General features: G+C 70.5%; 26 protein-coding genes. 14 read left to right on the top strand and 12 right to left on the bottom strand.

Going from position 1 to position 26284, the window contains the following annotated elements:
• Window positions 1-23 precede the first annotated feature (23 nt).
• From C6569_RS16745 to xth, 3 genes are all read right to left on the bottom strand, one after another.
• Complete coding sequence (locus tag C6569_RS16745) at window positions 24-959, bottom strand: electron transfer flavoprotein subunit alpha/FixB family protein (RefSeq protein WP_106749942.1); 936 nt, start codon at window positions 957-959, stop codon at window positions 24-26.
• Window positions 959-1708 (bottom strand): electron transfer flavoprotein subunit beta/FixA family protein, encoded by a 750-nt coding sequence (locus C6569_RS16740; protein ID WP_106749941.1) that lies wholly within the window; start codon window positions 1706-1708, stop codon window positions 959-961. The genes C6569_RS16745 and C6569_RS16740 overlap by 1 nt, the downstream gene beginning before the upstream one ends.
• A gap of 167 nt (window positions 1709-1875) precedes the next feature.
• Window positions 1876-2688, bottom strand: a complete 813-nt coding sequence (xth, locus tag C6569_RS16735) for an exodeoxyribonuclease III (RefSeq protein ID WP_106749940.1) — start codon at window positions 2686-2688, stop codon at window positions 1876-1878.
• Between the two features lie 177 nt (window positions 2689-2865).
• Here xth and C6569_RS16730 point away from each other — a divergent pair, with 177 nt between their 5' ends.
• The 4 genes from C6569_RS16730 to C6569_RS22280 all read left to right on the top strand — a co-directional run bounded on the left by C6569_RS16730 (window position 2866) and on the right by C6569_RS22280 (window position 6914).
• Window positions 2866-3015: a histidine kinase gene (locus C6569_RS16730; protein ID WP_106749939.1), complete on the top strand. Its 150-nt coding sequence runs from the start codon at window positions 2866-2868 to the stop codon at window positions 3013-3015.
• A 2-nt stretch (window positions 3016-3017) separates the two neighbouring features.
• Window positions 3018-3941, top strand: a complete 924-nt coding sequence (locus tag C6569_RS16725) for a site-specific tyrosine recombinase XerD (protein WP_106749938.1) — start codon at window positions 3018-3020, stop codon at window positions 3939-3941.
• Between the two features lie 125 nt (window positions 3942-4066).
• Window positions 4067-5020, top strand: coding sequence for an acetyl-CoA carboxylase carboxyltransferase subunit alpha (locus C6569_RS16720; protein ID WP_106749937.1), 954 nt, complete (start codon window positions 4067-4069; stop codon window positions 5018-5020).
• Between the two features lie 223 nt (window positions 5021-5243).
• Entirely contained in the window at window positions 5244-6914 is a 1671-nt protein-coding gene (locus tag C6569_RS22280) for a L,D-transpeptidase family protein (RefSeq protein ID WP_425440681.1), read from the top strand.
• Window positions 6915-6983: 69 nt separating this feature from the next.
• On the opposite strand, the gene thpR is transcribed toward C6569_RS22280, so the two are convergent.
• The 3 genes from thpR to C6569_RS16700 all read right to left on the bottom strand — a co-directional run bounded on the left by thpR (window position 6984) and on the right by C6569_RS16700 (window position 8977).
• A complete protein-coding gene (gene thpR, locus C6569_RS16710) occupies window positions 6984-7523 on the bottom strand; it encodes an RNA 2',3'-cyclic phosphodiesterase (protein WP_106749936.1) in 540 nt (179 codons plus the stop codon).
• A gap of 167 nt (window positions 7524-7690) precedes the next feature.
• Window positions 7691-8476, bottom strand: a complete 786-nt coding sequence (locus tag C6569_RS16705; protein ID WP_106749935.1) for a glutamine amidotransferase — start codon at window positions 8474-8476, stop codon at window positions 7691-7693.
• A gap of 126 nt (window positions 8477-8602) precedes the next feature.
• Complete coding sequence (locus C6569_RS16700; protein ID WP_181313794.1) at window positions 8603-8977, bottom strand: response regulator; 375 nt, start codon at window positions 8975-8977, stop codon at window positions 8603-8605.
• An 82-nt stretch (window positions 8978-9059) separates the two neighbouring features.
• Between C6569_RS16700 and C6569_RS16695 the strand changes: the two genes are divergently transcribed.
• From C6569_RS16695 to C6569_RS16655, 9 genes are all read left to right on the top strand, one after another.
• The gene (locus tag C6569_RS16695) at window positions 9060-9992 is read left to right on the top strand and encodes an AEC family transporter (protein ID WP_181313793.1); all 933 of its coding nucleotides are present in this window, start codon (window positions 9060-9062) and stop codon (window positions 9990-9992) included.
• Between the two features lie 121 nt (window positions 9993-10113).
• A complete protein-coding gene (locus C6569_RS16690; protein WP_181313792.1) occupies window positions 10114-11901 on the top strand; it encodes an ABC transporter ATP-binding protein/permease in 1788 nt (595 codons plus the stop codon).
• A gap of 45 nt (window positions 11902-11946) precedes the next feature.
• Window positions 11947-12522 (top strand): hypothetical protein, encoded by a 576-nt coding sequence (locus C6569_RS16685; RefSeq protein ID WP_106749931.1) that lies wholly within the window; start codon window positions 11947-11949, stop codon window positions 12520-12522.
• 86 nt (window positions 12523-12608) lie between these two features.
• Window positions 12609-12962 (top strand): DUF2794 domain-containing protein, encoded by a 354-nt coding sequence (locus C6569_RS16680; protein ID WP_106749930.1) that lies wholly within the window; start codon window positions 12609-12611, stop codon window positions 12960-12962.
• Window positions 12963-13114: 152 nt separating this feature from the next.
• Window positions 13115-14275: an acyl-CoA dehydrogenase family protein gene (locus C6569_RS16675; RefSeq protein ID WP_106749929.1), complete on the top strand. Its 1161-nt coding sequence runs from the start codon at window positions 13115-13117 to the stop codon at window positions 14273-14275.
• Between the two features lie 9 nt (window positions 14276-14284).
• A complete protein-coding gene (locus tag C6569_RS16670; RefSeq protein WP_106749928.1) occupies window positions 14285-15259 on the top strand; it encodes an acyl-CoA dehydrogenase family protein in 975 nt (324 codons plus the stop codon).
• Window positions 15260-15461: 202 nt separating this feature from the next.
• Window positions 15462-17705 carry a TonB-dependent hemoglobin/transferrin/lactoferrin family receptor gene (locus C6569_RS16665; protein ID WP_181313791.1) on the top strand — a complete coding sequence of 748 codons (2244 nt, stop codon included), beginning with the start codon at window positions 15462-15464 and terminating at the stop codon, window positions 17703-17705.
• Window positions 17706-17813: 108 nt separating this feature from the next.
• Window positions 17814-18533, top strand: coding sequence for a hypothetical protein (locus tag C6569_RS16660; RefSeq protein WP_106749926.1), 720 nt, complete (start codon window positions 17814-17816; stop codon window positions 18531-18533).
• A gap of 15 nt (window positions 18534-18548) precedes the next feature.
• Window positions 18549-20276, top strand: coding sequence for an ABC transporter ATP-binding protein/permease (locus C6569_RS16655; protein WP_106749925.1), 1728 nt, complete (start codon window positions 18549-18551; stop codon window positions 20274-20276).
• On the opposite strand, the gene C6569_RS16650 is transcribed toward C6569_RS16655, so the two are convergent.
• The 3 genes from C6569_RS16650 to cobD form a co-directional block, all read right to left on the bottom strand.
• Window positions 20263-21126: an aldose 1-epimerase family protein gene (locus tag C6569_RS16650; RefSeq protein ID WP_106749924.1), complete on the bottom strand. Its 864-nt coding sequence runs from the start codon at window positions 21124-21126 to the stop codon at window positions 20263-20265. The two genes, C6569_RS16655 and C6569_RS16650, sit on opposite strands and share 14 nt — an antisense overlap.
• Complete coding sequence (locus C6569_RS16645; RefSeq protein WP_106749923.1) at window positions 21123-21650, bottom strand: nuclear transport factor 2 family protein; 528 nt, start codon at window positions 21648-21650, stop codon at window positions 21123-21125. Before C6569_RS16645 ends, C6569_RS16650 begins: the two co-directional genes overlap by 4 nt.
• Window positions 21651-21725: 75 nt before the next feature.
• Complete coding sequence (gene cobD / locus C6569_RS16640) at window positions 21726-22709, bottom strand: threonine-phosphate decarboxylase CobD (RefSeq protein ID WP_106749922.1); 984 nt, start codon at window positions 22707-22709, stop codon at window positions 21726-21728.
• Between cobD and cbiB the strand changes: the two genes are divergently transcribed.
• On the top strand, window positions 22708-23688 hold the full coding sequence (gene cbiB / locus C6569_RS16635) for an adenosylcobinamide-phosphate synthase CbiB (RefSeq protein WP_106749921.1): 981 nt from the start codon (window positions 22708-22710) through the stop codon (window positions 23686-23688). The genes cobD and cbiB overlap by 2 nt on opposite strands.
• Here the strand turns inward: cbiB and C6569_RS16630 are convergent.
• From C6569_RS16630 to cobU, 3 genes are read right to left on the bottom strand one after another with little or no spacing between them, the layout of a single operon-like run.
• Window positions 23678-25129: a cobyric acid synthase gene (locus C6569_RS16630; RefSeq protein ID WP_106751098.1), complete on the bottom strand. Its 1452-nt coding sequence runs from the start codon at window positions 25127-25129 to the stop codon at window positions 23678-23680. The two genes, cbiB and C6569_RS16630, sit on opposite strands and share 11 nt — an antisense overlap.
• 11 nt (window positions 25130-25140) lie before the next feature.
• Window positions 25141-25752, bottom strand: a complete 612-nt coding sequence (gene cobO, locus C6569_RS16625; protein ID WP_106749920.1) for a cob(I)yrinic acid a,c-diamide adenosyltransferase — start codon at window positions 25750-25752, stop codon at window positions 25141-25143.
• 7 nt (window positions 25753-25759) lie between these two features.
• Window positions 25760-26272 (bottom strand): bifunctional adenosylcobinamide kinase/adenosylcobinamide-phosphate guanylyltransferase, encoded by a 513-nt coding sequence (gene cobU / locus C6569_RS16620; protein WP_106749919.1) that lies wholly within the window; start codon window positions 26270-26272, stop codon window positions 25760-25762.
• Window positions 26273-26284: the final 12 nt, after the last annotated feature.

The raw sequence follows: 26284 nt of genomic DNA, 5'->3' as shown, positions 1-26284 counted from the left end.
TCCCCGCCCGCCGGATGTCAAACTTACTTGCCGAGCTCTTTCTCGAGTTCGGGCAGGATGGTGAAGAGATCGCCGACCAGGCCGTAATCGGCGACCTGAAAGATCGGCGCCTCCTCGTCCTTGTTGATGGCGACGATCACCTTGGAGTCCTTCATGCCGGCGAGGTGCTGGATGGCACCGGAAATGCCGACGGCGATGTAGAGCTCGGGGGCGACGACCTTGCCGGTCTGGCCGACCTGCCAGTCGTTCGGCGCGTAGCCGGCGTCCACCGCGGCGCGCGAGGCGCCCATGGCGGCGCCGAGCTTGTCGGCGACGGGCTCGATCACCTTGGCGAAGTTCTCCTTGGAGCCGAGCGCGCGGCCGCCGGAGATGATGATCTTGGCGGCGCCGAGCTCGGGACGGTCGGACTTGGCGATCTCCTCGCCGGCGAAGGTCGAGAGGCCCGGATCGGCGGCGGCCGCCGCCGCCTCGATCGGGGCCGAGCCGCCCGCACCCGCTGCCTGGAAGGAGGCGGTGCGCACGGTGATGACCTTCTTGGCGTCGGTCGACTGCACGGTCTGGATGGCGTTGCCGGCATAGATCGGCCGCTCGAACGTGTCGGGCGAGACCACCTTGGTGATGTCGGAAATCTGCATCACGTCGAGCAGGGCGGCGACGCGCGGCATGATGTTCTTGCCGTTGGCCGTGGACGGCGCGACGAGCGCGTCATAGCCGCCGGCCAGCGAGACGATGAGGTCGGCGGTCGGCTCGGCGAGGAGGTTGGCATAGGCCGCATTGTCTGCGACCAGCACCTTGGCGACGCCCGAGAGCTTGGAGGCGGCCTCGGCGGCGGCCTGGCAGCCGGAACCGGCGACGAGCACTGTGACCGGCGCGCCGAGCGCGACGGCGGCGGTCAGCGCCTTCAGCGTCGGGTCCTTCAGCGAGGCGTTGTCGTGTTCGGCGAGGAGGAGCGTGGCCATCAGAGCACCCCGGCTTCGTTCTTGAGCTTGCCGACGAGTTCGGCGACGGAGGCGACCTTGACGCCCGCTTGGCGGCCGCCCGGCTCGGCGGTCTTGAGGACCTTCAGGCGGGGCGCGACGTCGACGCCGTAGGCGTCCGGCGCCTTCTCGTCGATCGGCTTCTTCTTCGCCTTCATGATGTTCGGCAGCGAGGCGTAGCGCGGCTCGTTGAGGCGCAGGTCGGTGGTGACGATGGCCGGGGTCTTCAGCTTCACCGTCTGCAGGCCGCCGTCGACCTCGCGGGTAACGGAGACGGAATCGGCGGCGAGCTCGACCTTCGAGGCGAAGGTGCCCTGCGGCCAGCCGAGGAGGGCGGCCAGCATCTGGCCGGTCTGGTTGGCGTCGTCGTCGATGGCCTGCTTGCCGAGGATAACGAGGCCGGGCTGCTCCTCGCCCACCACGCCCTTGAGGATCTTGGCGACGGCGAGCGGTTCGACTGTGGCGTCGGTCTTCACGTGGATGCCGCGGTCGGCGCCCATGGCCAGCGCCGTGCGGATCGTCTCGGCAGCGCCCTGGGCACCGATGGAGACGACGACGATCTCGGTCGCCGCACCCTTCTCCTTCAGACGGATGGCCTCCTCGACGGCGATCTCGTCGAAGGGATTCATCGACATCTTCACGTTGGCGAGTTCGACCCCGGAGCCGTCGGGCTTCACGCGGATCTTCACATTGTAATCGACGACCCGCTTCACGGGCACAAGGATCTTCATCGTGTCCCTCCCCGAGCGGGTGATTTTTCGCTCGGATAATCGGATTTGAAAGTCATTTCGACCGGGCGCGCACCCTAGAAGCGGCCCCGCAGGGTGTCAACGAAACCACCCCGGCGCCGCCATAGGGCCTTCGGGTGATGCAGCGCAACAAAAATGGGGCCGCACCGTCACGGGGACAGCGTCGCGATCACCGGCACGTGGTCGGAGGGCCGGTCCCAGCCGCGCGCCTCGCGCAGGATCTCCACCTGCCGCATGGCGGGGGCGAGCGCCGGGCTCAGCCAGACGTGGTCGAGGCGGCGGCCCCTGTCGGCGGCGGCCCAGTCGGCCGCGCGGTAGCTCCACCAGGTGTAGAGCTTCTGCGGCTCGGGGGTCAGCGCCCGCATCATGTCCACCCAGCCGCCGGCGTTCGCGACCTCGGTGAGCCGGCGGCGCTCCAGCGGCGTGTGGGAGACGACCTTGGTGAGCTGCTTGGAACTCCACACGTCGTGCTCGAGGGGGGCTATGTTGAGGTCGCCGACGAGGACCGTCTTGGCCGTGCCGGCGCCGACCCGGAGAGCGTCCCAGGCCTGCATCTCGTCGAGGAAGCCGAGCTTGTGGGCGAATTTCTCGTTGACGGCCGGGTCCGGCTCGTCACCGCCGGCGGGGACGTAGAAATTGTGGATGCGCACGCCCGCTCCGGGGCCGTCGGCGAGGGTGACGGCGATGTGGCGGGCGTCGTTCTTGCCGCAGAAGGCGCGGCGGTCGATGTCGACGAGGCCGTGGCGGGAGAAGACGGCGACGCCGTGATAGCCCTTCTGGCCGTGGATCGCGACGTGCTCGAAGCCCATGCGGCGTACGTCGGCCAGCGGGAACTGGCCGTCCATGCACTTGGTCTCCTGCAGGCAGAGCACGTCGGGCTGGTGCTGGGCGACGAAACGGGCGACCGTCTCGATGCGCAGGCGGACGGAATTGATGTTCCAGGTGGCGATCTTCAGCGTCATGGGTCCTCGCGCGGCGGACCATAGAAGGCAGGCGTCGCGGCGGAAAGCGGCAGCAGCCGGCTGTCCACTGCTTGCAACGGCGGCGGGAGGCGCCGGTAGCCGGTCGCCGGATGCTTGCACCTTGCCCGCGAGCGGCTTTGATGGTCCAAACCGATTCGGACGAGGACGCCTGCCTTCATGCCGACGCTGTTCCGTTTTCTGACGATCCTGATCGTGCTCGCCGGCCTCGGCTTCTCGGGCATGCTGGCGCTCGCCTATCTGGTCGAGCCGGAACCGCGGGAGATGAGCGTGCAGGTGCCGCCCGCCCGCCTGCAGCCGCGCCGCTAGCGATGGCGGGGGAGATCGACCTCTTCCTCGACATGATGGCGGCCGAGCGGGGTGCCGCCCGCAATACGCTCGAGGCCTATCGCCGCGACCTCGACGACTACGAATCCTTCCTCGCCGCCATGGGCACCGGTCCGAAGACAGCGACCACGGCGACGATCCGCGACTATCTCGCCGACTGCCAGGGGCGGGGCCTGAAGACCGCCTCCGTCGCCCGCCGGCTGTCGGCGGTGCGACAGCTCCACCGCTTCCTCTACGGGGAGGGGCTGAGCGGCGAGGATCCCGCGGCGGTGCTGGAGGGGCCGAAGCGCGGACGGCCGCTGCCGAAGACGCTGGGACTCGCCGAGGTCGACCGCCTGCTCGCCGTCGCCCGCGAGGGTCTGGACGACGCGGCCCGGCCGGTTAGCGAGCGGCTCCGGGCGGCGCGGCTCACCTGCCTCCTCGAACTCCTCTACGCGACGGGCATGCGCGTGTCGGAGCTGATTGCGCTTCCTGTCGGGGCGGCGCGGCGCGACCAGCGCTTCCTCGTGGTGCGCGGCAAGGGCAACAAGGAGCGCATCGTTCCCCTCAACGCCGCGGCCAAGGACGCCATGGCGGCCTATCTCGCCCTGCGCGAGGAGGCCGGGCTCGGCCCGTCGAAATGGCTCTTTCCCTCCTCAGGCGAGAGCGGCCATCTGACGCGCCAGCACGTGGGGCGCGAGTTGAAGGGCGTGGCGGGTGCCGCCGGGCTGTCGGCGGCCAAGGTGTCGCCGCACGTGCTGCGTCACGCCTTCGCCAGCCACCTCCTGCAGAACGGGGCCGACCTGCGCGCCGTGCAACAGTTGCTCGGCCATGCCGACATTGCGACGACACAGATCTATACCCATGTGCTGGACGAGCGCCTGAAGAGCCTCGTGCGCGACCTGCACCCCCTCGGCAACGAGGACTAGGACAGGTCCGTCCTTGACTTGCCCTGTGCCGAGGGGCATGTGCTCGCGCTTCATCGGGCCCCTCGGGGCCGTCCCCCCGGCCCCCAGCGGGCCGATGCTCACAGGTTCCGGGCCGCACCTTGCCGATGCGCAGCTACCTCGATTTCGAAAAGCCGATCGCCGAACTCGAATCCAAGGTCGAGGAGCTGCGGGAGGTCGCCGCCCGCGACGGCGGCGTCTCCATCACCGAAGAGGTGACGCGGCTGGAGCAGAAGGCCGACCAGGCGCTGAAGGACCTCTACCAGGGCCTCACGCCCTGGCAGAAGACGCTGGTCGCCCGCCATCCCGGCCGTCCCCACACGCTCGACTACATCGCCAAGCTGGTCGAGGACTTCACCCCGCTCGCCGGCGACCGGGCGTTCGGCGAGGACGAGGCGATCATCGGCGGCTTCGGCCGGTTCCGCGGCCAGAGCATCTGCATCATGGGCCACGAGCGCGGCGACACGACCGAGACGCGCATCCGGCACAATTTCGGCATGGCGCGCCCGGAGGGCTACCGCAAGGCGGTGCGCCTCATGGAGACCGCCCAGCGCTTCGACATTCCCGTGGTGTCGCTGGTCGACACCGCCGGCGCCTATCCGGGCATCGGCGCCGAGGAGCGCGGCCAGGCCGAGGCCATCGCCCGCTCCACCGACTGCAGCCTGGGGCTCGGCGTACCCAACATCGCCGTCATCATCGGCGAGGGCGGCTCGGGCGGCGCCATTGCCATCGCCACCGCCAACAGGGTGATGATGCTGGAACATGCCATCTACAGCGTCATCTCGCCGGAAGGCGCCGCATCGATCCTGTGGCGCGACACGACCAAGGCGCAGGAAGCGGCGACCAACATGAAGATCACGGCGCAGGACCTGATGCGGTTCGGGGTGATCGACCAGATCGTTCAGGAACCGGTGGGCGGCGCCCACCGCGACCCCGACCTCGCGGTGCAGCGGGTCGGCGACGCGATCGAGGCCTCGCTCCAGGGCCTTTCCGGCCTGCCGGGCGAGGAGATCCGGCGGCTGCGGCGGGACAAGTTCCTGGCCATCGGCCGGGCGATCTGAGGCGCCGCCGGCGTGCGCCGCCATGGTTTGGCCGTCTTCCTGACCGCACCATCACCCATCTGTGACCGTCCGGTGGAAATCATTAACCCTCGGTCGGATTTTCGGCGGGTTGCAGTAACCTCGGGTTGACGCTATCGGTCGTTTTCAAGGGTCCGTTAAGGATCAGCAGCGCCAAGCTGACACCGTTCGTGGGGCTTCTCGCGCCCCGTTTCGGAGCAGAGCATTGCAGCAGACGGCCGGCATTCCCCAGGTGGCAATCTCGCGGTCCAACCGTCTCGGCGGCTGGCGGCTGGCGCTGTCGGCCGCGGCCTGCGCCGTGCTCCTGGCGGGCTGCCAGGGCCAGACCCTGTCGCGCAACGATCCCAACCGCGGCAATGCGCCGCTGGCCCAGGCCGTCCTCGAGGAGCTGAACGTCAAGGGAATGACGCGCACCTCGCCGGTGCTGATGCGCATCTTCAAGGAAGAGGCCGAGCTGGAGGTGTGGAAGCGCGATGCGAGCGGTCGCTACGCGCTCTTCAAGACCTATCCGATCTGCAACTATTCCGGCGATCTCGGCCCGAAGGTGCGGGAGGGCGACCGGCAGTCGCCGGAAGGGTTCTACCAGATCAACATGGGTCTGATGAATCCGCGCTCGTCCTATTACCTCGCCTTCAACATGGGCTTCCCCAACCAGTTCGACCGCTCCTATGGCCGCACCGGCTCGCATCTGATGGTGCACGGCGACTGCTCGTCGCGCGGCTGTTACGCCATGACGGACGAGGCCATCGCCGAGGTCTATGCCCTGGCCCGCGAGGCGCTGCAGGGCGGCCAGGAGAGCTTCCAGGTCCAGGCCTATCCGTTCCGCATGACGCCGCGCAACATGGCGCGCCATCGCAACAACCCGCACATGGCCTTCTGGAAGAACCTGAAGGAAGGCCACGACCATTTCGAGGTGACGCGCCAGGAGCCGCAGGTCGACGTCTGCGAGCGCCGCTACGTGTTCAACGCCGTCTCGCCGCAGTCGGTGCTGGCGCAGGCCGGCGGAACGACCGAAACGCGCGAGATGATCGCGGCGAGCGATCCCTGGGCCGGCACCCGCCGCACGGGTGCCGCCCGCGGCAACGTCACAACCGCGCCGGCGCCGCGCACCCCGGTGCCGACCTCGCTCAACCAGCCGGTGACCACCATGGCGCCGGTGACGCGCGAGGCGCCGGCCTCGGCCCGCTCCATCCGCACCCGCTTCACCGCCATCGGCGACGACACCTCGGCGCCGCGCCCGACCTTCCAGGCGGCAGCCCGCTGCCCGGCCTATGTGGTGCCCCCGGCCATCCGCCAGGCGGTGGCCGCCAAGAACGCCCGCGACATGGCGCAGGTCGCCGCCCTCTCCCGGGAGATCACCGCCGCCCCGCCGCGGTCCGGCATCGACGGCGGCACGCACCGCACCTTCGCCGCCCGTTTCGCCCATCGGCAAATTCGCGTCGGGTCCTCTGAGCCGACCTTCTCGCTGGCGAGCCAGCAGAGCCAGCCGGTGACGCTCGTCTCGGCCCGCTCGCCGTCGACGCCGGACGCGGCCCCGGCGGCTGCGGCGGCCCCTGCGGCCCCGGCTCTCGCCTCGGCGAGCTCCACGCCGGTGACGCTCGAGGCCTCGATCTCGACCACCATGATGAGCGCGCCGGTCCCGCAGCCCTCGCCCATGCGCACCACCATCGCCCAGCGCCAGAGCGGCGGCGAGGTGTCTCAGGCGCTGCCCGGCACGGCCTTCGCGCCGGTCCAGCCGGCGGCTCAGCCGGCCCAGCCGCAGGGCAACTGGCTGTCCCGCGCCATGGGCGCCCTCGGCGGCGGCAACGGTGAACCGGCCTCCGCCCAGCCGCAGGTCGCGCCGCAGGTGGCCAATCAGGGCGCCGCCCGCAACTGAGGCTTTCGTCTCATCCACAAGGTGACGAGGCGGCCCGCGGGCCGCCTTTTTCGTCGTCGGCGTGGGCCGTCAGGCGGCCAGCGGATAGGTCTCCTCGACCAGATAGGGCCCGCCGCCGACCGATTCCTTCGAGGAGAAGAGCGCGAAGCTCGGCACGATGAAGGTGCGGCTCATGAACAGGCCGCGCAGCGCCAGCCAGTCGGCGACCGAGCGGGCCGTGGCGTCGCGCGACAGGCGCGCCAGGGTGATGTGGGGAACGAACTTGCGCGGCTCGGGCGACAGGCCGACGCGGCGCATGATGCGTTCGTGCTCGGCCTGAAGCTCCATGAGAGGCTGGGTCTGGCGGACCTGCACGAAGATGGAGCGGGGCCGGTCGCCGCCGAAGGCGCCGAGGCCGGTCAGCGTCACCTCGATGGACCGCTTGCGCACCGCATAGAGCAGGTCGGCGATCTCGTTGGCGGTGCGCTCGTCCACGTCGCCGACGAAGCGCAGGGTGAGGTGGTAATCCTCCGGCTCCATCCAGCGGGCGCTCATCAGGCCGCCGCGCAGCCTCGCCAGATCCTCGCGCAGGGCCTCGGGAACCTCGAGACCGGTGAAGATGCGGGGCATGACGACCTCCCTGCGCTGCACGCCGGCACCCTCGCGGGTGCCGCTGTCTTCAACTCCCGGCCGGCCACCGGGGGTTCCCGTCGGCGGGACACCCGGCGAATCGGCCGCTGGACGGTTCGAGTGTGACGCTCGCCGCGCCGGATGTCATGGCCATGACGGCCGGGCGGTCAGGCGACCTTGAGGGCCGTCCAGTGATCGAGGAACGCGTCGAGCCACAGGCGCACGCCGGGATCGTGCAGGTAGCGGCCGTCGAAATGGTCCTGCCGCGGCCGCGCATTGGGCGAGGCCATGCGCTCGTGGGCGCGCGTGGTCCAGCGGTTCATCATCCAGTGCGTCACCTCGGGGTGGAACTGGATGCCGTAGGCGGCCTTGCCGACGCGGATCGCCTGGTTGGCGAAGCAGTCGCCGGTGGCGAGCAGTTCGGCGCCCGCCGGAACCTCGAACCCCTCGCGGTGCCACTGGTAGACGTGGTCGGGCCAGGGCAGTTCGCGCAGCGCCGCCTCGGTGGGATGGAGCGGGTAGTAGCCGACCTCGACATGGCCATCCGGGTGGAAGCCGACCTTCGCACCGAGATGGCGGGCCAGCATCTGGGCGCCGAGGCAGATGCCGAGGAAGGGCAGTTCCTCTTTCAGCGCGAGGCCGATCCAGTCGGTCTCGGCCTTGACGAAGTCGTCGGGGTCGTTGGCGCTCATCGGGCCGCCGAAGATGACGGCGCCGGCGAGGCCCGCCGTGTCGGTCGGGAGCGGATCGCCGAAGCGCGGCCGGCGGATGTCGAGCCGGAAGCCGCGCTCCTGCAGCAGGCGGCCGACCCTTCCGGGGGTCGAATGTTCCTGGTGGAGGACGATGAGAACGTCCTTCGGCCGGACGGCGCGCGGGGCGCCCTTGCGTCGCACGACCGGCGGGACCGGTCCGGAAATCGTCGCGTCAGGTCGCAACAGTGGACGCACGGACATGGCGGTGAATCACCTCGGGGCCGGTTCTCAGGCCGTCAGTGTGATGAAAGGATGGGCTTGCTTAAAGATGGCTGAACAAATGGCAGATGTGCGTTGCACAACTGTCACAAGCCGGGACGCGGCGCCTCAGCCGGCGAGGGCCCGCGCCAGCACCGATGCCTCGACCGGCTTCTGCAGCACCACGTCGAAGAGGCCGGGCAGCATGTCGGCGGGGTCGTCGCCGGACAGCGCAACGAGGCGCGGATGGCGGGCATGCGCCTTCATGGCGATGGCGACGGCGGCGCCGTCCATGTCCGGCATGCGGCGATCGATGACGGCGACGTCGAAATCATTGACGGCGGCGGCCTCGAGCGCGGCGTGGCCGCCGTCGACGGAGGTCACCTCGTGGCCGAGGGCGCTGGCGATGCGGGCCACGACCTCGCGCGAGAAGGCGTGATCGTCGGCGATCAGCACCTTCAGGGACGGTCCCCGGGCGGGTGTGGCGGCTCTTCCGGCGGGCATGGCGGGCATGCGACAGGCCTAACGCCGAATGACGAAGAAATGGTTTATTGCGCGCTTTCTGTTCAGGGAGTTGCGCATCCCCATGGTCGAACTCCTCTCGCTCGTCGCCCCGGTCTTCGGGCTCGTCGCCCTCGGCTATGCGGCGGCGCTGGCGGGGCTGATCGGCGAGCGGGCGGGCGAGGGGCTCACCTCCTACCTCTTCGTCATCGGTGCTCCAGCGCTGATGTTCAAGCTGCTGACCGCCGCGGTCTTTCCCGGGGTGTTCCCGTGGGGCTACTGGATCGCCTACTACGCGGGAATGGCCATCGTCTGGGGCCTGGCGACGGTGCTGGCGGCCGGACTGTTCAGGCGCAGCCATGGCGACGCCGTCATCGCCGGCCTCGCCACCGGCCAGGCCAACACCGTGCTGATCGGCATCCCGATCATTCTCAAGGCCTATGGCGAGGAGGCGGCCTTTCCCATCGCCATGCTGCTGGCGGTGAACCTGCCGATCACCATGACCTTGGCGACGCTGATGCTGGAGGGTAGTCGCGCCGCCACCGGCGGAACGCTGTTCGTCAAGCTCGGGCGCGGCCTGATCACCCACCCGCTGATCATCGCCATGGCGGCCGGCGTCGCCTTCCAGGCGGCCGGCATCAGGCCCGCAGGCGTCGCCGCTTCCATGCTGGACATGGTGGCCGGCACCACCATCCCCCTGTCGCTCATCGCCCTCGGCCTGTCGCTCAAGACCTACGGCCGGCGCGAGGACGTGCCGGTGGCGCTGATGATCTGCGCGCTGCGCCTCATCGTGCACCCGGCCATCGCCTATGTCGTGGCCCACCACGTCTTCGCGCTGCCGCCCGCCTGGACCGGTACGGTCGTGCTCTTCGCCGCCATGCCGGCCGGCATCAACGCCTATCTCTTCGCCGCCCGCTACGGCCAGGGGGTGGGCATCGCTTCCACCGCCGTCGCCCTCTCCACCCTGCTGGCGGTCGTCTCCTCCATCCTCTGGCTGCGCGTTCTCGGCATCGGCTGAGCTGCGGTTCATCGCCGGTTCATCGCTGCCGAAGCGGAATTGGGGTAATTGCGTACGATCGCCGAATGGTGGATTGTGTCGCTCACGAAGTCGTGTTCAGCCGCTCGCGGGTGCCCCAGCGTTGACGTCTCCCCCCGCCTCAGCAGCCGATGGTCTGGACCGCAAGGTCTTCGGAGACTTCTTCGCCCTGGCAGCCGGCTGGTGGACGGGGGCGACCGCGCGCCGCGCCTGGTTCCTCACCGCCGCGCTCGCCGCCTGCCTGATCGTCAACGTCGGCATCAACTTCGCCGTCAACACGTGGAACCGGCGTTTCTTCGATGCGCTCGAGAACACCGACACCCATACCGTGTTCTGGGCGGTGGTCGTCTTCCTCGGGCTTGTCGTTTGCGCCGCCGGCGTCGGCGTCGGCATCGTGCTGTCGCGCGAGACCCTGCAGGTGCGCTGGCGCGAGTGGCTCATCGGCTCGCTGCTGGACCGCTGGATCGGCGGCCAGCGCTACTACCGCATGGGCCTGGCGCGCACCGAGCCGGCCAACCCCGAATACCGCATCGCCGACGACACGCGGCTCGCGACCGAACCCATCGTCGATTTCGCCATCGGCCTCCTGTCCTCCATCGTCTCGGCGCTGACCTTCGTCGGCGTTCTCTGGGTCGTCGGCGGGGCGCTCACCGTGCAGATCGGCGGAGCCACCCTCTGGATCCCCGGCTACATGGTCCTGGCGGCGCTGTTCTACGGCATCGCGATGTCGGCGCTGATGCTGTGGGTCGGTCGCCGGCTGCCGGGGGCGGTCGCCCGCCGCAACGAAGCGGAGGCCAAGCTGCGCTTCGAGCTGACGCGGCTGCGCGAGAACGCCGAGAGCGTGGCGCTGATCCGCGGCGAGGCGGACGAGCGGCGGGCGCTGGGGACCACCTATCGGGACCTCGTCCAGCGCTGGCTCGGCGTCGTGCGACGCCACGGCCACATCACCTGGCTGACCAACGGCAGCGGCGTCTTCGTGCCGGTCCTGCCGCTGCTGCTGGCGGCGCCGAAATATCTGTCGGGTGAATTCACCCTCGGACAGGTGACCCAGCTCGCCGGCGCCTTCCTGCAGGTCCAGGTCGCCATCGCCTGGCTCGTCGACAATTTCCGCGCGCTAGCGCAGTGCTACGCCTCGATGCAGCGCGTCACCGAACTGACCAACGCCATCGACGACATCGACGGCGATTTCGAGCGCGGCCAGACCGGCGGACTGGTTCTCGTCCCCTCGGAGACCGGCGCCGTGAGGCTCGACGACCTCACCATCTCGGACCGCAGCGGCCGGGTGCTGATCGACCGGGCCCATGCCCGCATCGAGGCCGGCGAGAAGGTCATGGTGTCCGGCGAGAGCGGCACCGGCAAGTCGACCCTGGTGCGGGCGCTGGCGGGGCTCTGGCCGTGGGGGAGCGGGGCCATCGCCCTGCCGGCGGGCGGCACCATCGCCTTCGTGCCCGAACGGGCCTATCTGCCGGCGGGGACGCTGCGCGGCGCGCTGCTCTATCCGGCGCAGACTCTCGCCGTCGACGACGCCATCCTGAGCGAGGCCCTGACCGAAGCCGGTCTCGGCTATCTCTCCCAGCGCCTCGACGAGATCGACCGCTGGGACCAGACGCTGTCCAACGGCGAGCGCCAGCGCCTCGCCATCGCGCGTCTGCTCGTGCAGCGGCCCGATCTCGTCATCCTCGACGGTGCCACCAGCGCCCTCGACGAGGGCGGCGAGGCGCGGCTGATGGCGACCCTGGTCGCGGCTCTCGAAGGTTCGACGCTGATCAGCGTCGGCCTCAGGCCCGGCCTCGAGGCGCTGCACGACCGCAAGCTCCTGCTCTCCCGCGGCGAGCGCGGCGCACGCCTCGCCTCCGTCGCCCTGCGGCCGATGGCGGCCGCCGTCACCTGATCTCCCATCTCCGCCGCTCACGGCGCGCTCAAGAGGACCTGCAGCATGTCTCTCCACATCTGGGATCACTTCTGGGACCTCAGGGTCAAGGAATGCCCGTGCGACGTCCATTTCTGCGACTGGCTCGACGAGAACGAGGTGTCGGGCAAGGCGATCTTCCATTTCGGCACCGGCGGCCACCACATTCTCGGCCTGCACAACGTCGAGAAGGACCGCAAGAACGTCATCCTCGGCATCACCGCCTCGCCCGGCGAGATCCGCACCTACGAGACGATGATCGTCGAGAATCCCGAGCTCGGCTGGGGCTATAAGGCCCTGTTCGGCGACATCTACCAGCTCGACGCGCGGCTCTTGCCGATGTTCGACGTGGTCACCCTGTTCCATGTCGGCGAGTTCCGCACCGAGGCGAACGACGCCTATGGCGGCCTCACCGACTATCAGATGGTGAAGCTCCTCGTCGGCCAGACCAAGCCCGGCGGCACGGTCGCCTTCTATGCCGGCTCCTACGCCTACGACATCGCCAAGGTGCAGCACGACAAGATGGTCGAGGAAGGCCTGCTGACGCCGAAGGGGCAGTACAAGACCCTGCCGCTGTTCGAGCGGACGGCGAAGCCGGTCTGATCCACCGCACGGTGGGTTGCCATTCCGACCGCTCCGGCCGATCATGAAACGACCGTGACACGAGCCGGAGCGCCGGAAGGAGCCTCATGTCCGACATGGATTCGCGAATTCCGGGCACCGTCATTCCCCTGAATGCCGGTGCCTCCCCCCCGCGGGTCTCCTTCGATCGGCGCGAGTTGCAGGCGATCCTCCAGCTCTACGGACGCATGGTCGCAGCCGGCGAGTGGCGCGACTACGCCATCGACTTCCTGAAGGGGAAAGCAGTCTTCGCCATCTTCCGCCGCGCCTCGGAAATGCCGCTCTACCGCGTGGAGAAGAACCCCGAGGCCAAGCAGGGGCCCTATGCCGTCATCAACACGGCGGGCCTCGTGCTGAAACGCGGCCACGACCTGAGGCGGGTGCTCGCCGTCCTCGAAAAGCCGCTGCACGTCGTCCAGTAGGACGCCCCGCCACCGGACCACGCCGTCGCCGCAGGGATGTCCTGCGCCTGCGTCCTTGACGCCGCGCCACGCCGCGCTATCCTTATGAAAAGCCATTTCATTCTATGAAACGTCTCGTCCGCGCCGGACGGGCCGGGGATGTTACGCCCGCCATGACGACCTTCGCGCCGCTGCCCCATGCGACCATTCCCGCCGCGGACGAAGCCCTGCGCGCGGAGGTGAAGGCCTTCCTCGCCGAGGCTCTCTCGGCCATGCCGCCGGAGAAGCGGGCGCGCTCCTGGATGGGGGCCGACCCCGCCTTCAGCCGGGCGCTGGGACGGCGCGGCTGGCTGGGCTTGAGCCTGCCGAAGCGCTATGGCGGGGCGGAGCGCGGCTTCTTCGCGCGCTTCGTCATCGCCGAGGAGCTGCTGGCGGCGGGGGCTCCGGTGGCGGCACACTGGATCACCGACCGGCAGTCGGGACCGCTCATCCTGCGCTACGGCACCGAGGCGCAGCGCGCCTTCTACCTGCCGAAAATCTCGGCCGGCGAGATCTTCTTCTGTATCGGCATGAGCGAGCCCAATTCCGGCTCGGACCTCGCCAGCGTGCGCACCCGCGCCGAGCCGCTGCCGGGCGGCGGCTATCGCCTCAACGGGCGGAAGATCTGGACCAGCAACGCGGCGATCTGCCACTACATGATCGCTCTGGTGCGCACGTCGGGCACGACCGAAGACCGCCACAAGGGCCTGTCGCAGGTCATCATCGACCTGAAGCAACCGGGTATCGACATCCGCCCGATCCGCGACCTCTCGGGCGACGCCCATTTCGCCGAGGTCACCTTCGACGACGTGGTGCTGCCGGCGGAGGCCCTGATCGGCGAGGAGGGGGCGGGCTGGGAGCAGGTCAATGCCGAGCTCGCCTTCGAGCGTTCGGGGCCGGAGCGCATCCTCTCCTCCATGGTGCTGGTCGATACCTGGCTCGCCTATCTGAAGAGCCTGCCCTCGCGCAGCAGCGACGATGTCGTGCTCGCCGGCCGGCTGGCGGCCCATCTCGCTGCGCTGCGCGCCCTGTCGATCGGCGTCACCGCGCGCCTCGTCGCCGGCGACAGCCCGGTGGTGCACGCCGCCCTCGTGAAGGATCTCGGCACCACCTACGAGCAGATGATTCCGCAGGCGATTTCCGCGGCGCTCGCCGCCGATCCCGGCGCGACCCCGCCCGACGCGCTCATGCGCACGCTCGCCTATACGGTGAGCATGTCGCCCTCCTTCTCCCTGCGCGGCGGCACGCGCGAGATCCTGCGCGGCATGATCGCCCGCGGCATCGGCCTCAGGTAGAGCCCTTCCATGACCGACACACTGATCGCCGACACCGCCGACCGCCTGATGGCGGAGGTCGTGACCCCCGCCGCCGTGCGCGGCCTGAAGGACCGCGCCGCCGCCGCTCCCGTCTGGAGCCTGCTGGCTGAATCCGGCTTTCTCGACGCCCTCGTGGCCGAGGCCGATGGCGGCGCCGGTCTGACCGCCGCCGAGGCACTGCCGGTCCTGCTGGCGGCCGGCCGCCACGCCCTGCCGTTGCCGCTCGGCGCCACCATGGCCGCGCGGGCGGCGATCGCGGCGGCGGGCGAGGCGGCGCCGGAGGGGATGATCGCGCTCGCGGCTTCGGCCCGGCGGGACGGCGACGACCTCGTGGCCCAGGTGCCGGCAGGCGAGTTTGCCGACGCGGTGCTGGTGCCGTCCGAAGGCGGCGCGATGCTGCTCGCGGTCGGCAGGGCGGCGGAGGAGCCGACGGGCGAGGGCAGCTTCTGCCGCCTGCGCTGGCGCGGCGCCAACGGTCCACTCCTCTCCGGATTCGATCCGCTCCTCGCGGGGGCCCGCATCGAGGCGGCGGAGATGGCGGGGGCGATGGAGGCGATGCTCGCCACGACGCTGCGTTATGCCAACGACAGGTCGCAGTTCGGCAAGCCCATCGGCAAGTTTCAGGCGGTGCAGCAGCAGCTTGCGGTGATGACCGAGCGCGTGCACGGCGCCCGCGCCGCCGCCGACCTCGCCGCCCGCGCGCCGGACGTCCCGGAGGCGGTGGCGACGGCGAAGATCACCATCGGCGAGGCGGCGGCCGAGGTCACCGCCATCGCCCATGCGGTGCACGGGGCCATCGGCATGACCGAGGAGCTCGACCTGCACCTCCTCTCCGACAGGCTCCGGCGCGGCCGGCTGCGCTACGGCTCGGAGCGTCACTGGGCCGGCCGACTCGGAGAGGCCGTGCTGGCTGCGCCCGAGGCGACCCTGCTCGACTTCGTCCGAGCCCGCGTATTTTTGTGAATCATTCCAGAGTGTTGACGGTTGAGCCGGCGACGGAGGGAATGTGACCGTCCTGCGGCGAAACTATGTTGACACCGTAAGTCAACATATCTAGTGACGCATGCAGCCCACCCGACGCGGTGAGGCTTTTCGTGCCAGCCAGCTGAACGCCTTCGTCTCACGCCAGCCAGCCATCCTTCAGGTCGGTTTGGGGTGTGGGCTCATGTCTCGCAAGGGGTTGGCGCCGTTCGGCGCAACGGTTTCGCTCGTCGCCATGCTGGCGGCCTGGCCGGTGGCGGCGCAGCAGGCAGCCGGCAGCGATGAGATCACGGTCACCGCCACCCGCGAGGAGCGCCAGCGCCTCGACGTGCCGGCCACCGTCGACGTCATCTCCCGCCGCCAGATGGAGGAGCGCCAGGTCCGCGACATCCAGGACGTGGTGCGCTACACGCCCGGCGTTTCGGTGGAACGCGTCACCTCCTCCACCGATCCGTGGAAGAACCTCGGCGGCTTCACGGTGCGCGGCATGAGCGGCAACCGCGTCGCGGTCACCGTGGATGGCGCCCGTCTCATCGAGCGCATCACCGACGGCACGCGCGACCTCATCGACCTGCCCTACATGAAGTCGGTGGAGATCATGCGCGGGCCCGCCTCGGTGCTGTGGGGCGCCGACGCGCTGGGCGGCCTCGTCGCCTTCCGCACCCTCGACCCGCAGGACCTCATCCGCGGCAATCCGCGGGGATGGGGCGCGCGGCTCTCAACCAGCTTCGACAGTTTCGACCGGTCCATCGTCAAGACCGGCACCGCCGGCATCCAGATCACGCCGGTGCTGCAGGCCCTCGTCTCGCTCAGCCACACGACGTCGCTGCAGCCGACCTATTCCACCGCCCGTGCCGACGGCGGCATCTGGGGCTGCCCGGCGACCCGGTCCATCCCCTGCAACATCACCGATCCCTTCCGCGCCCATCGCTGGAACGGCTTTGCCAAGCTCGTCTGGAACCCGGTCGACGACCATGAATTCCGCCTCGCCTACGAGCGCTACAACAAGACGACGATCACCACGCAGATGTGGGATTTCGGCGTGACATCGTCCGGCTGGGTCAACGGCAACTATCCGCGGCTGCAGGAACTCGAGCGCCAGCGGCTGACCTTCTCCCACGCCTGGACTCCGGGCTGGGGCTGGATCGACGCGGTGAGGTGGAACCTCACCTGGTCGCCGCAGCGCCGCGACCTCGACAGCACGCGCACCCAGACGGGCGCGGCGGGCACCGCCAATGCCGGGCAGACCCGGACGGTGCGCGACATCCTGAACTACTCCGAGACCTTCTATCAGGGCGACGTGCAGTTCACCTCGCGCTTCGACCTCGGTCCCTCCACCCACACGCTGACCTACGGCTTCCAGGGGGACGTCGCCCGCACCGACTACTACCGCCAGAGCACGACGACCAACCTGACGACGGGGGTGAGCACCACCACCATCGCCGGCGGCTTCAACTTCGCCAATGCGACCACCGTGCGGGCGGACGGCTATCTGCAGGACGAGATCAGGCTCCTCGACGGGCGCTGGACGATCACACCGGGCGGTCGCCTCGCCACCTACCGCATCACGCCGCGCCTCGGTGCCGGCTATGTCATCGCGCCGGGCGCGGAGCCTCGCGAACTGACCTCGACGCGGTTCATTCCGCAGGTCGGCACCCTGTTCAAGCTGACCGAGGTCTATTCGGTCTATGCCCGCTATGCCGAGGGCTTCAAGATGCCGACGGCGCAGCAGCTCTACATGTCGCTGCCCGGCACCTCGTTCAACCTCATTCCCAATCCGGGTCTGAAACCGGAGAGCGCGCGGGTCTACGAGGCCGGCTTCCGCGGGCGCTTCGAGCGCGGCTGGTTCTCGCTCGGGGTGTTCCACTCGACCTACAAGGACTTCATCGCCAGCCTGCAGCAGGTGCCGGGGACGAACGACTACACCTCGCTCAACCTGTCGTCGGTGGTGCTCTGGGGCATTGAGGGCTCGGCCGAATACCGTCTCAACGACGACCTGATCCTCAATGCCGGCTTCTCCTACCAGTTCGGCAACCAGCGGGCGACGCCGACCTCCGCCGTCACCGCCTTCGACGCGGCGAGCCCGTTCAACGGCATGGTGGGCCTGCGCTGGTTCAAGCGCGAGTGGAACCTCGACGGCGAGGTCATCGCCCGCTTCTCCGCTCCCGTCGAACGCGCCAGCGCCACGACGCTCTACAAGCCGGGCGGCTGGTTCACCCTCGACACCTTCGTCAACTGGAAGCCGCGCGAGAACGTGACGGTGCGGGCGGGCGTGCAGAACATCTTCGACGCCCGCTATTTCCAGAACCTCGGCACGGGGACGACCTATTCCATCGTCCCGACGACGGCGACCGCCCAGCAGAATCCGCTGGAGCTGCAGGTCGCCCCCGGCCGCACCTTCAAGACCACCCTCACCGTCGACTTCTGACCCGCCTTCGCCCCCGCCGGTGCCCCGGCGGGTTGCAGCAGGCGGCCGGTCGCCCTTCCAGGACCGGCCGCCATCCGCCCTTCCATCGGACCTCCAGGGACTTCCGCCATGACCGCCACCCGACCGATCCGCGAGCGCCTCGCCTGTTCCGTCCTCGAGGCCGCGCAGGCGACGCGCGCCATGGGCCGCGTCATGCTGTCGGCCGCCGCCAACGGGGCGACGCACGAGCGCATCGGGCCGGTGGGCGAGGTTCTGCTGGAGGACGGCCATGTGCGGCTCGCCGGGGACGCCCATGACGCCCGTATCGACCTCGCCGTCGTGACCGGCGTCGTCGCCGACCGCTCCGGGCGCATGAAGGACCGGGTTCTGCCGCGCATCGAGTTCCAGAACGCGGCAGGCGAGACGCTGTTCTCGATGATCGCGCTCGACGGGCTCGAGCCCTTCGACACCGCCGTCTCGGATCTTCCGACCGGCGGCACCCTGCCGGAGAAGGAGCGGCCGGCGCCGTCGGGCGACAGGCCGGCCGAGGTCACCGAGACCGATCCCGGGGCGGTGCCGCTCCATGCGGCGCGCGCCAGCGGCGAGACGATCGGCGTCGTCTTCTCGGCTCCCGGCCTCGTCCAGCGCTGGACGGGCACGGTTGCCGACATCAAGCCGGCCATGGGCTTCATCAACATCATCCAGCCCGACTTCCACCTGCACCTGAAGGCCGAGGCGGTCAGCCGCTGGGCGCGCGCGGAGGCGGCCGGCGCCGTCAGGCTCGAGGCCTTCGATGCCGGCGGACTGCCGCTGGGCCTGACGCTCACCGGCCCGGCTGCGGCGCTCTGACGGGCGGGCGGGACGGTGCTCACCAGCCTCGCGCCCATCTGGCGGCTCACCGTCCAGTGCGCCTGGCGGCCCGGCGGCCGGTTCGGCATCGCACTCTTCGCCACCATCTTCGCCCTCGGGCTCGCGGGCGTGCACGTGACGGTGCGGCTGATCCGCTGGGCCAACGACTTCTACACCGCGCTGCAGAAGCTCGACGTGCCGGCGGCGACCCAGCAGATCGGCGTCTTCTTCGTCCTCGTCGCCGTCAGCGCGGCGCTCAATCTCTCCGCCGCCTGGCTGCGCAAGCTCCTGCAGATCCGCTGGCGGCAGGGTTTAACCGACGTCGTTCTCGACGCCTGGCTCAGCGACAAGGCCTACTGGCACCTGCGCGACCGTCAGGAGAACGGTCTCGACAACCCGGACCAGCGCATCGCCGACGATTGTCGCATCTTCGTCTACCGCCTGACGACGGAGGCGCTGGAGCTGATGACCAATCTCGTCGCCCTCGTCTCCTATGTCGCCATTCTCTGGTCGCTCTCCACCTTCCCCCTGGCCTTCACTCTGTTCGGAACTGAGGTCTCCATCGCCCGCTACATGGTCTGGGCCGCGCCGCTCTACGTGGCGATCTCCAGCGGGGTCACCCACTGGCTCGGCAAGCCGCTCATCCCGCTGAACGTCGAGCAGCAGAAGACCGAGGCGGATTTCCGCTTCGCGCTCGCGCGCCTGCGCGAGAACGGCGAGGCCGTCGCCTTCGCGCGCGGAGAGCCCGCCGAGCGGCGGCTCTTCGACCTGCGCTTCGCAGCGGTCGCCGACAACTGGCACCGGCTGATGAACCGCGAACTGGTGCTCGGCCTCTTCACCCGCCCCTATATGCAGACCGTGCTGCGCATCCCGCTGTTCCTGGCGCTGCCGGCCTTCCTCGCGGGGCGGCTCACCTTCGGGGGGCTGATGCAGATCGCCTCGGCCTTCCAGAACGTGGTGACGACGCTCTCCTGGTTCATCTTCTCCTATCGCGACCTCGCCGAACTCGTCGCCACGGCGCGGCGCCTCGACGGCTTCCTCGCCGATTGCGGCACCGCCGCGCGCGGCGAAGGCGGCATCGTCCGCACGTCGGATGCGAGTGGCCGGATGGCGGTGCGCGACCTCAGCCTCAGGGCGCCCGACGGCCGCGCCATCCTGACGATGGAGGATCTCGCGGTGTCGTCCGGCGAGGTGGTCTGGCTCAGCGGCGCTTCCGGGCGCGGCAAGACGACACTCGCCCGCACCCTCGCCGCCCTCTGGATGCACGGTGAGGGTCACGTCGCCCTGCCGGCGGGGCCGGGCCTGTTCCTGGCGCAGCAGAGTTACCTGCCGCTCGGCAGTCTCGCCGATGCCGTCACCTATCCCTCCCACCGCGACGACATCGGCGACGAGGCGATCCTCGCGGCCCTTGCAGCGGTCGGTCTCGACAGGCTCGCGGCGCCGGACCGGCTCGACGTCGCCGTCGCGCTGTCAGGGCTCTCCGGCGGCGAGAAGCAAAGGCTGATGCTGGCGCGGCTCGTCATCCACCGGCCGGCCTGGGCCGTGCTCGACGAGCCGACCAGCGCCCTCGACCGGGAGGCGGAGGCAGCGGTCTTCGCCGCGGTGCGGGCGGTGCTCCCGGCGACGGCCTTCCTCGTCATCGCCCACCGTCCTCCCCAGGGCCTCGGGCCGGTCCGCCGGGTCGATCTCGACGCGGCAAAGCCGGTGCAGCCGCCGGCGGCCTTGCGCATCAGCGCGGCGTGAAGGCGAGGCTCATCCGCACGCTGTCCGTGGCGCCGGGAGCGAGGAGGCGCATGGAGGGCTTGTCGGCGAGGTCGCCGGAGAAGCCGACGGGGTCGCCGTGCCCGGTCCAGGCCTCCAGGCAGACGAAGGGCGCGCCGGGCTTCGACCAGAGCGCAAGATGCGGAAAGCCCTCCAGCGCCATGGTGAGGCGCGCGCCGTCCGGGGCCTCCAGGGTCCAGGACGTGCTGCGCGCGCCGAGGAAGCAGAGCGCTTCCGCGGCGAAGAGCGCGTCTGTGAGGGCGAGGCCCCTGCCGTCGAGCGGCACCGGGCGGCGCTCGGGCGAGAACAGGCCGCCGGGCGCGATGACCGGGACCGACGGCTCCTCCGGTTCGGCGAAGATCACTGCGTGCCCCGCCCGGCGATTGCCGCTCAGCGGCCAGCGGAAGCCGGGATGGAGGCCGAGCGCATAGGGCATGGGCCGGTCGCCCTCGTTGGCGACGGCGAGCTCGGTGACGAGCCCGGCGTCGGTCAGCGCATGGGTCACGCTCAGCCGGAAGGGGAACGGGTAGATCGCGAAGGTGGCGTCGTCGGCGCCGAGCTCCAGCGTGCTGGCCGCTCCGTCGCCGGCCACCTGTCGAAACCGGCTGGCGGCGGCGAAGCCGTGGACGCCCATGGGGCGAGCCACGCCGTCGACGCGGATCATGCCGTCCCGCGCCCAGCCGACGATGGGAAAGAGCACCGGCGCCGAGGCGCTCCACCAGGCGGCATCGCCCGGCCAGAGGAGCTCATTGCCGTCCACCGACCAGGCTTTGAGCTCCGCGCCGAGAGGGGAGACCACGGCCCGCTGGCCGTCCCGCACGAGGGTGATCATCGTGCCTGATGGTCCTGCAGGTGGAAGGGCAGGTTGCGCACCTCGGTCCAGGGGATGTCGAAGCGCGTCTGGAACTTCAGGCGGAAGGTCATGCGGCTCATCAACCAGCCCTCGGACGTGCGCTCGTATTCGTCGTCCTCGATGCCCGCCATCCAGCAGGGCGTGTCGCCGGCAGTGAGGGTGCAGGCCTGCCACAGCATCCAGCGGGCCGTGGCGCGATCGCCGTGGATGTCGATCTTCGGATTGAGGAAATAGTGCATGGCGAAGCTCCAGCCGCCCTTGCGGACGAAGCCGAAGATGGCCTCGCGGCCCCGGTAGGTGCCGAAGTGCTCGCCGCCGTCCCAGACGGCATCCTCGGTGAAGAGGCCGGCCTGCAGCCGGCCGATGCGGTCGAGCTCCTCCTGCGGCTTGCGCAGGTGGTCGTCGGTGTATTTCTCGTCGGCATATTCAGCGTAGCGCGCCTTCAGGTGGCGGATGGCCTCGATGTCCTCGAGGCGCCGGATACGGCTTTCGAGATCGCTCATGGGGTGTCTCCTCGCGGTCGCGGCAGCTTAAGCAGGTGCGGGCGAGCGCGGCCATGCCGTGCAGGGCAGGGCGGCTCAGCCCTTGGTGAGGACCGCAGCGAGGCGGCTCCATGCCGCGTCGTCGCCGGGCAGCCCGAAGCGCAGGAGATGCGGCCTCCCCGCGAAGCGGCGGACATAGATGCCGGCCGCGCCGAGGCGGGCGAACCAGGCGGGCGCCTCGTCGGTTTCGACCAGCCGGTAGAGCGCGGTGCCCCCGACGATCGTGCCGATCCGCCCGAGCATGGCGTCGAGGCGGGCGGCATCGGCGGCCCGGTCCAGCGACGCGGCGGCGAACCATGCCTCGTCGGTGAGGGCCTTCGTCCCCACCGCGAGGGCGGGGCCGGCCACCGGCCAGCGGCCGAGCGCCTGCGACAGGCGGGCGATGAGGGCTGGATCGCCCACGGCGAAGCCGAGCCTGAGCCCGGCGAGGCCATAGGTCTTGCCGAAGGAGCGCAGCACAAGGGTGGCGGGCGGCAGGGCGGGTGTCAGGCTGACGGCCGGGGTGAAGTCGGCGAAGGCCTCGTCCACCACGAGCAGACCGCCGCCCGAGGCGAGGGCGGCGAGCGCCTCCCGCGGCAGGATGCGGCCGTCGGGATTGTTGGGATTGACCACGACGAGGACGTCGGCGCCGGCCGCCTCTTCAGGTGTCGCGACCTCCCGCACCCCGTGGCCGGCGCGGGCCCAGGCGGCGGCATGTTCGCCATAGGTCGGCCCGAGCACCGCCGTCGTGCCGCGGGGCATCAGGCGCGGCAGCAGATCGATCAGGATCTGTGTTCCCGGTGCGGCGACGATGCCGGCATGGGCCGGCACGCCATAGGCACCGCGCGCCGCCGCGAGCAGGGCCGCCTCGTCCTCGGCGGCGGGCAGGCGCTGCCAGAGGCTGGAAGGCAGGGCGGGAAGCGGGTAGGGAACCGGATTGATCCCGGTCGAGAGGTCGATGAAGGGTTCGGGCGCGCCTGGAAACAGGCGCCGGGCCTCGCCGAGATCGCCGCCGTGCCACAGGGATTCCGGCTCGTTCATGTCGCCCGTCTCGCCTCTCGCCGTCCTCGCCCTGGCCCTCGTCGTCGAGGCCGCCGCCGGCTATCCGCAGGGCCTGTTCCGCCTGATCGGGCATCCGGTCACCTGGATCGGCCGCCTTATAGGCACACTCGACCGCAGGATGAACAGGGAGGATCGCCCCGCCCCGGCCCGCCGCCGTGCCGGCGTGGCGGCACTCGCGATCCTCCTCGCGGTGACCGGCGGCGCCGCGCTCGCCGCCGAGAGCGTGCTGGAACCCCTGGGCCTGATCGGCGGCTTCCTGCTCGCGGTCCTCGCCTCCACCCTCCTCGCCCAGCGCAGCCTCCATGATCACGTGGCGGCGGTGGCGGAGGCGCTGGAGACCGGCGGGCTGGAGGCGGGCCGGCGGGCGGTGTCGATGATCGTCGGCCGCGACCCCGATCGGCTCGACGAGGCCGGCGTGTCGCGCGCCGCCATCGAGAGCCTCGCCGAGAACTTCTCTGACGGCGTCACCGCGCCGGCTTTCTGGCTCGGCCTCCTCGGCCTGCCCGGGATCGTGCTCTACAAGGCGATCAACACCGCCGATTCCATGATCGGCCACCGCAATCCGCGCCACGAGGCCTTCGGCTGGGCGGCGGCGCGGCTCGACGACCTCGTCAACCTGCCGGCCTCCCGCCTCTCCGCGGGCCTGATCATCGCCGCCGCCGCGCTCGACGGTCCGGAGCCGGCGCGCCGAGCCTGGCGATGCGTCCGGCGCGATGCGCGGCGCCACCGTTCGCCCAATTCCGGCTGGCCGGAGGCGGCCATGGCGGGCGCGCTCGGCCTCAGGCTCGCCGGGCCGCGGGTTTACGGCACGGTGCTGGTGGCGGATGCCTTCATGGGCGAGGGGCGGATCGAGGCCCATGCCGGCGATATCCGCGCGGCGCTCAGGCTCTACCGCCGGGCGCTCGCCATCGGCTGGGGGATCGTCGCGGTGCTGGTCCTGCTGGCACTCAGCCTCTGACGCCGCCGGCGATCTCCCACAATCGATCGATGTCGAGATGGCGCTTCAGATGGGCGGCCAGGCCGTCGAGGACGTGTTCGACCATGGCCTCGTAAGCGAGGTCGGACGGCGCGCCGCCGAGGCTCTCGATGAAGGCGCGGCGCATGCCGTCCGCACCGAAGAGGCCGTGGACATAGGTGCCGGCGATACGGCCGTCGGGCGAGACGGCGCCGTCGGCGCGGCCGCCCGCGAGGGTCGCGAAGGGGCGTTCCGTCGCCGGGCCCCGCGTCACCCCGACATGCATCTCATAGCCGGCAAAGGAGATGCCTCCCGCCGCACCGGTGACCGGCACGAGGCGCTTGTCCGCGGTCAGAACCGTCTCGACGTCGAGGAGGCCGAGACCGGGAACGCTGCGCGGGGCGCCCTCGATGCCCTCGGGGTCGGCGATGGTGCGGCCGAGTATCTGGTAGCCGCCGCAGATGCCGAGCACTCGGCCGCCGCGCCGCACATGGGCGGCGATGTCGACGTCCCAGCCTTCCGCGCGCAGGAAGGCGAGATCGTCGATGGTCGCCTTGGAGCCGGGGAGGAGGATCAGCGTGGCCTCGGCCGGCAGGGGCGTGCCCGCCTCCACCAGCCTCACCTCGACCCCCGGCTCGGCCTTCAGCGGGTCGAGATCGTCGAAATTGGCGATGCGCGGCATGACCGGCACGGCGATGACGGTGCGCCCGGCCTCGCCTGCGGCGAGACCGGCCTTCAGGCCCATGATGTCCTCGGCCGGCAGGCGCGCCGCCTCGGCGCAGTACGGGACGAGCCCGATCGGCGCCCAGCCGGTGCGCGCGGCGATGGCGGTCATGCCGTCGGCGAAGAGGCTCGGGTCGCCGCGGAAGCGGTTGACGATGAAGCCCCTGATCATGGCGGCATCGGCCGGGTCGATCACGGTCTTCGTTCCGACGAGGCTGGCGATGACGCCTCCGCGCTCGATGTCGCCGACGAGGACCACCGGCGTCCCCGTGGCGCGGGCGAAGCCCATATTGGCGATGTCGCCGGCCCGCAGGTTGATCTCCGAGGCGGAGCCGGCGCCCTCCACCAGGACGAGGTCGGCTTCCGCCGACAGGCGGCCGAAGGACTCCAGCACCGCCTCCATCAGCCGCGGCTTCCAGTCCTGGAAGGCGCGGGCGCCGGCATTGCCGATGCGCCGGCCCTGGACGACGACCTGCGCGCCGGTTTCGCTCTGGGGCTTGAGCAGCACCGGGTTCATGTGGACGGAGGGGGCGACGAAGGCGGCGCGGGCCTGCAGCGCCTGGGCCCGTCCGATCTCGCCGCCATCGGCGGTGACGGCGGCATTGTTCGACATGTTCTGCGGCTTGAAGGGCCTCACCGTCAGGCCGCGCTTGGCGAAGAGCCGGGCGAGGCCGGCCACCAGCAGCGACTTGCCGACGTCCGAGCCCGTGCCCTGGATCATCAGCGCGCGGGTCAAAACTCGATGCCCCTCTGCGCCTTCACGCCGGCGGCGAAATGATGCTTCACCTGCCCCATCTCGGTGACGAGATCGGCGGCGGCGATCAGTTCCGGCTTGGCGTTGCGGCCGGTGACGACCACGTGCAGGCCTTCGCGCCGCCCCGCGAGCGCGGCGACCACCTCGTCCAGCGGCAGATAGTCGTAGCGCAGGGCGATGTTGAGCTCGTCCAGCACGACGAGGCCGATGGTCGGGTCGGCCATCAGCTCGCGCGCCTTGTCGAAGGCACGGGTCGCGGCGGCGATGTCGCGGGCCTTGTCCTGGGTCTCCCAGGTGAAACCCTCGCCCATGGTGTGCCAGGCGACGCGGTCGCCGAAGGCCTCGAGGGCACGGCGCTCGCCGGTGTCCCAGGCCCCCTTGATGAACTGCACCACGCCGACCCGCCAGCCGTGGCCGAGGGCGCGCAGGGCGAGGCCGAAGGCGGCGGTCGACTTGCCCTTGCCGGGGCCGGTGTTGACGATGAGCAGGCCCTTCTCGATGGTCTTGGACGCCACCTCGGCGTCCTGCACCGCCTTGCGCTTCTCCATCTTGGCGCGATGGCGGGCGGCCTCGTCCGTGTCGGTCGTCATCGCGTCCTCATTTCACCTGCATGGGCAGGCCGGCGACCATGAAGACCACGCGGTCGGCCGCGGCCGCAAGGTCCTGGTGCAGCCGGCCGGCGGCGTCGCGGAAGCGGCGGGCCAGCGCATTGTCCGGCACGATACCGAGCCCGACCTCGTTGCCGACGAGGACCAGCGGACCGGGCGCTGCCCGGCAGGCGGCGACCAGCGCCAGCGATTCGGCCGCAGGATCGCGCTCGGCGAGCATGACGTTGGTGAGCCAGAGGGTCAGGCAGTCGACCAGCACGGCGCCGCCCGGCGGTGCGGCGAAGAGGGCGCCGGCGAGGTCGAGCGGGGCGTCCACGGTGCTCCAGCCGGCTCCGCGGCGCTGGCGGTGGAGGGCGATGCGGTCGCGCATCTCCCCGTCGAAGGCCTGGGCCGTGGCGATGTAGGTCCAGGGACCGGGGACGGCCTCGACGAGCCGCTCGGCATGACGGCTCTTGCCGGAACGGGCGCCGCCGAGGACCAGGGTGAGGGGGGGAAGGGTCATGGGCCGGATATC

This window comes from Phreatobacter cathodiphilus (genome assembly GCF_003008515.1).
Taxonomy (GTDB): Bacteria; Pseudomonadota; Alphaproteobacteria; order Rhizobiales; family Phreatobacteraceae; genus Phreatobacter; species Phreatobacter cathodiphilus.
Note: the sequence above shows the minus strand (reverse complement) of the source record. Positions and strands in the feature narration are given on the sequence as shown.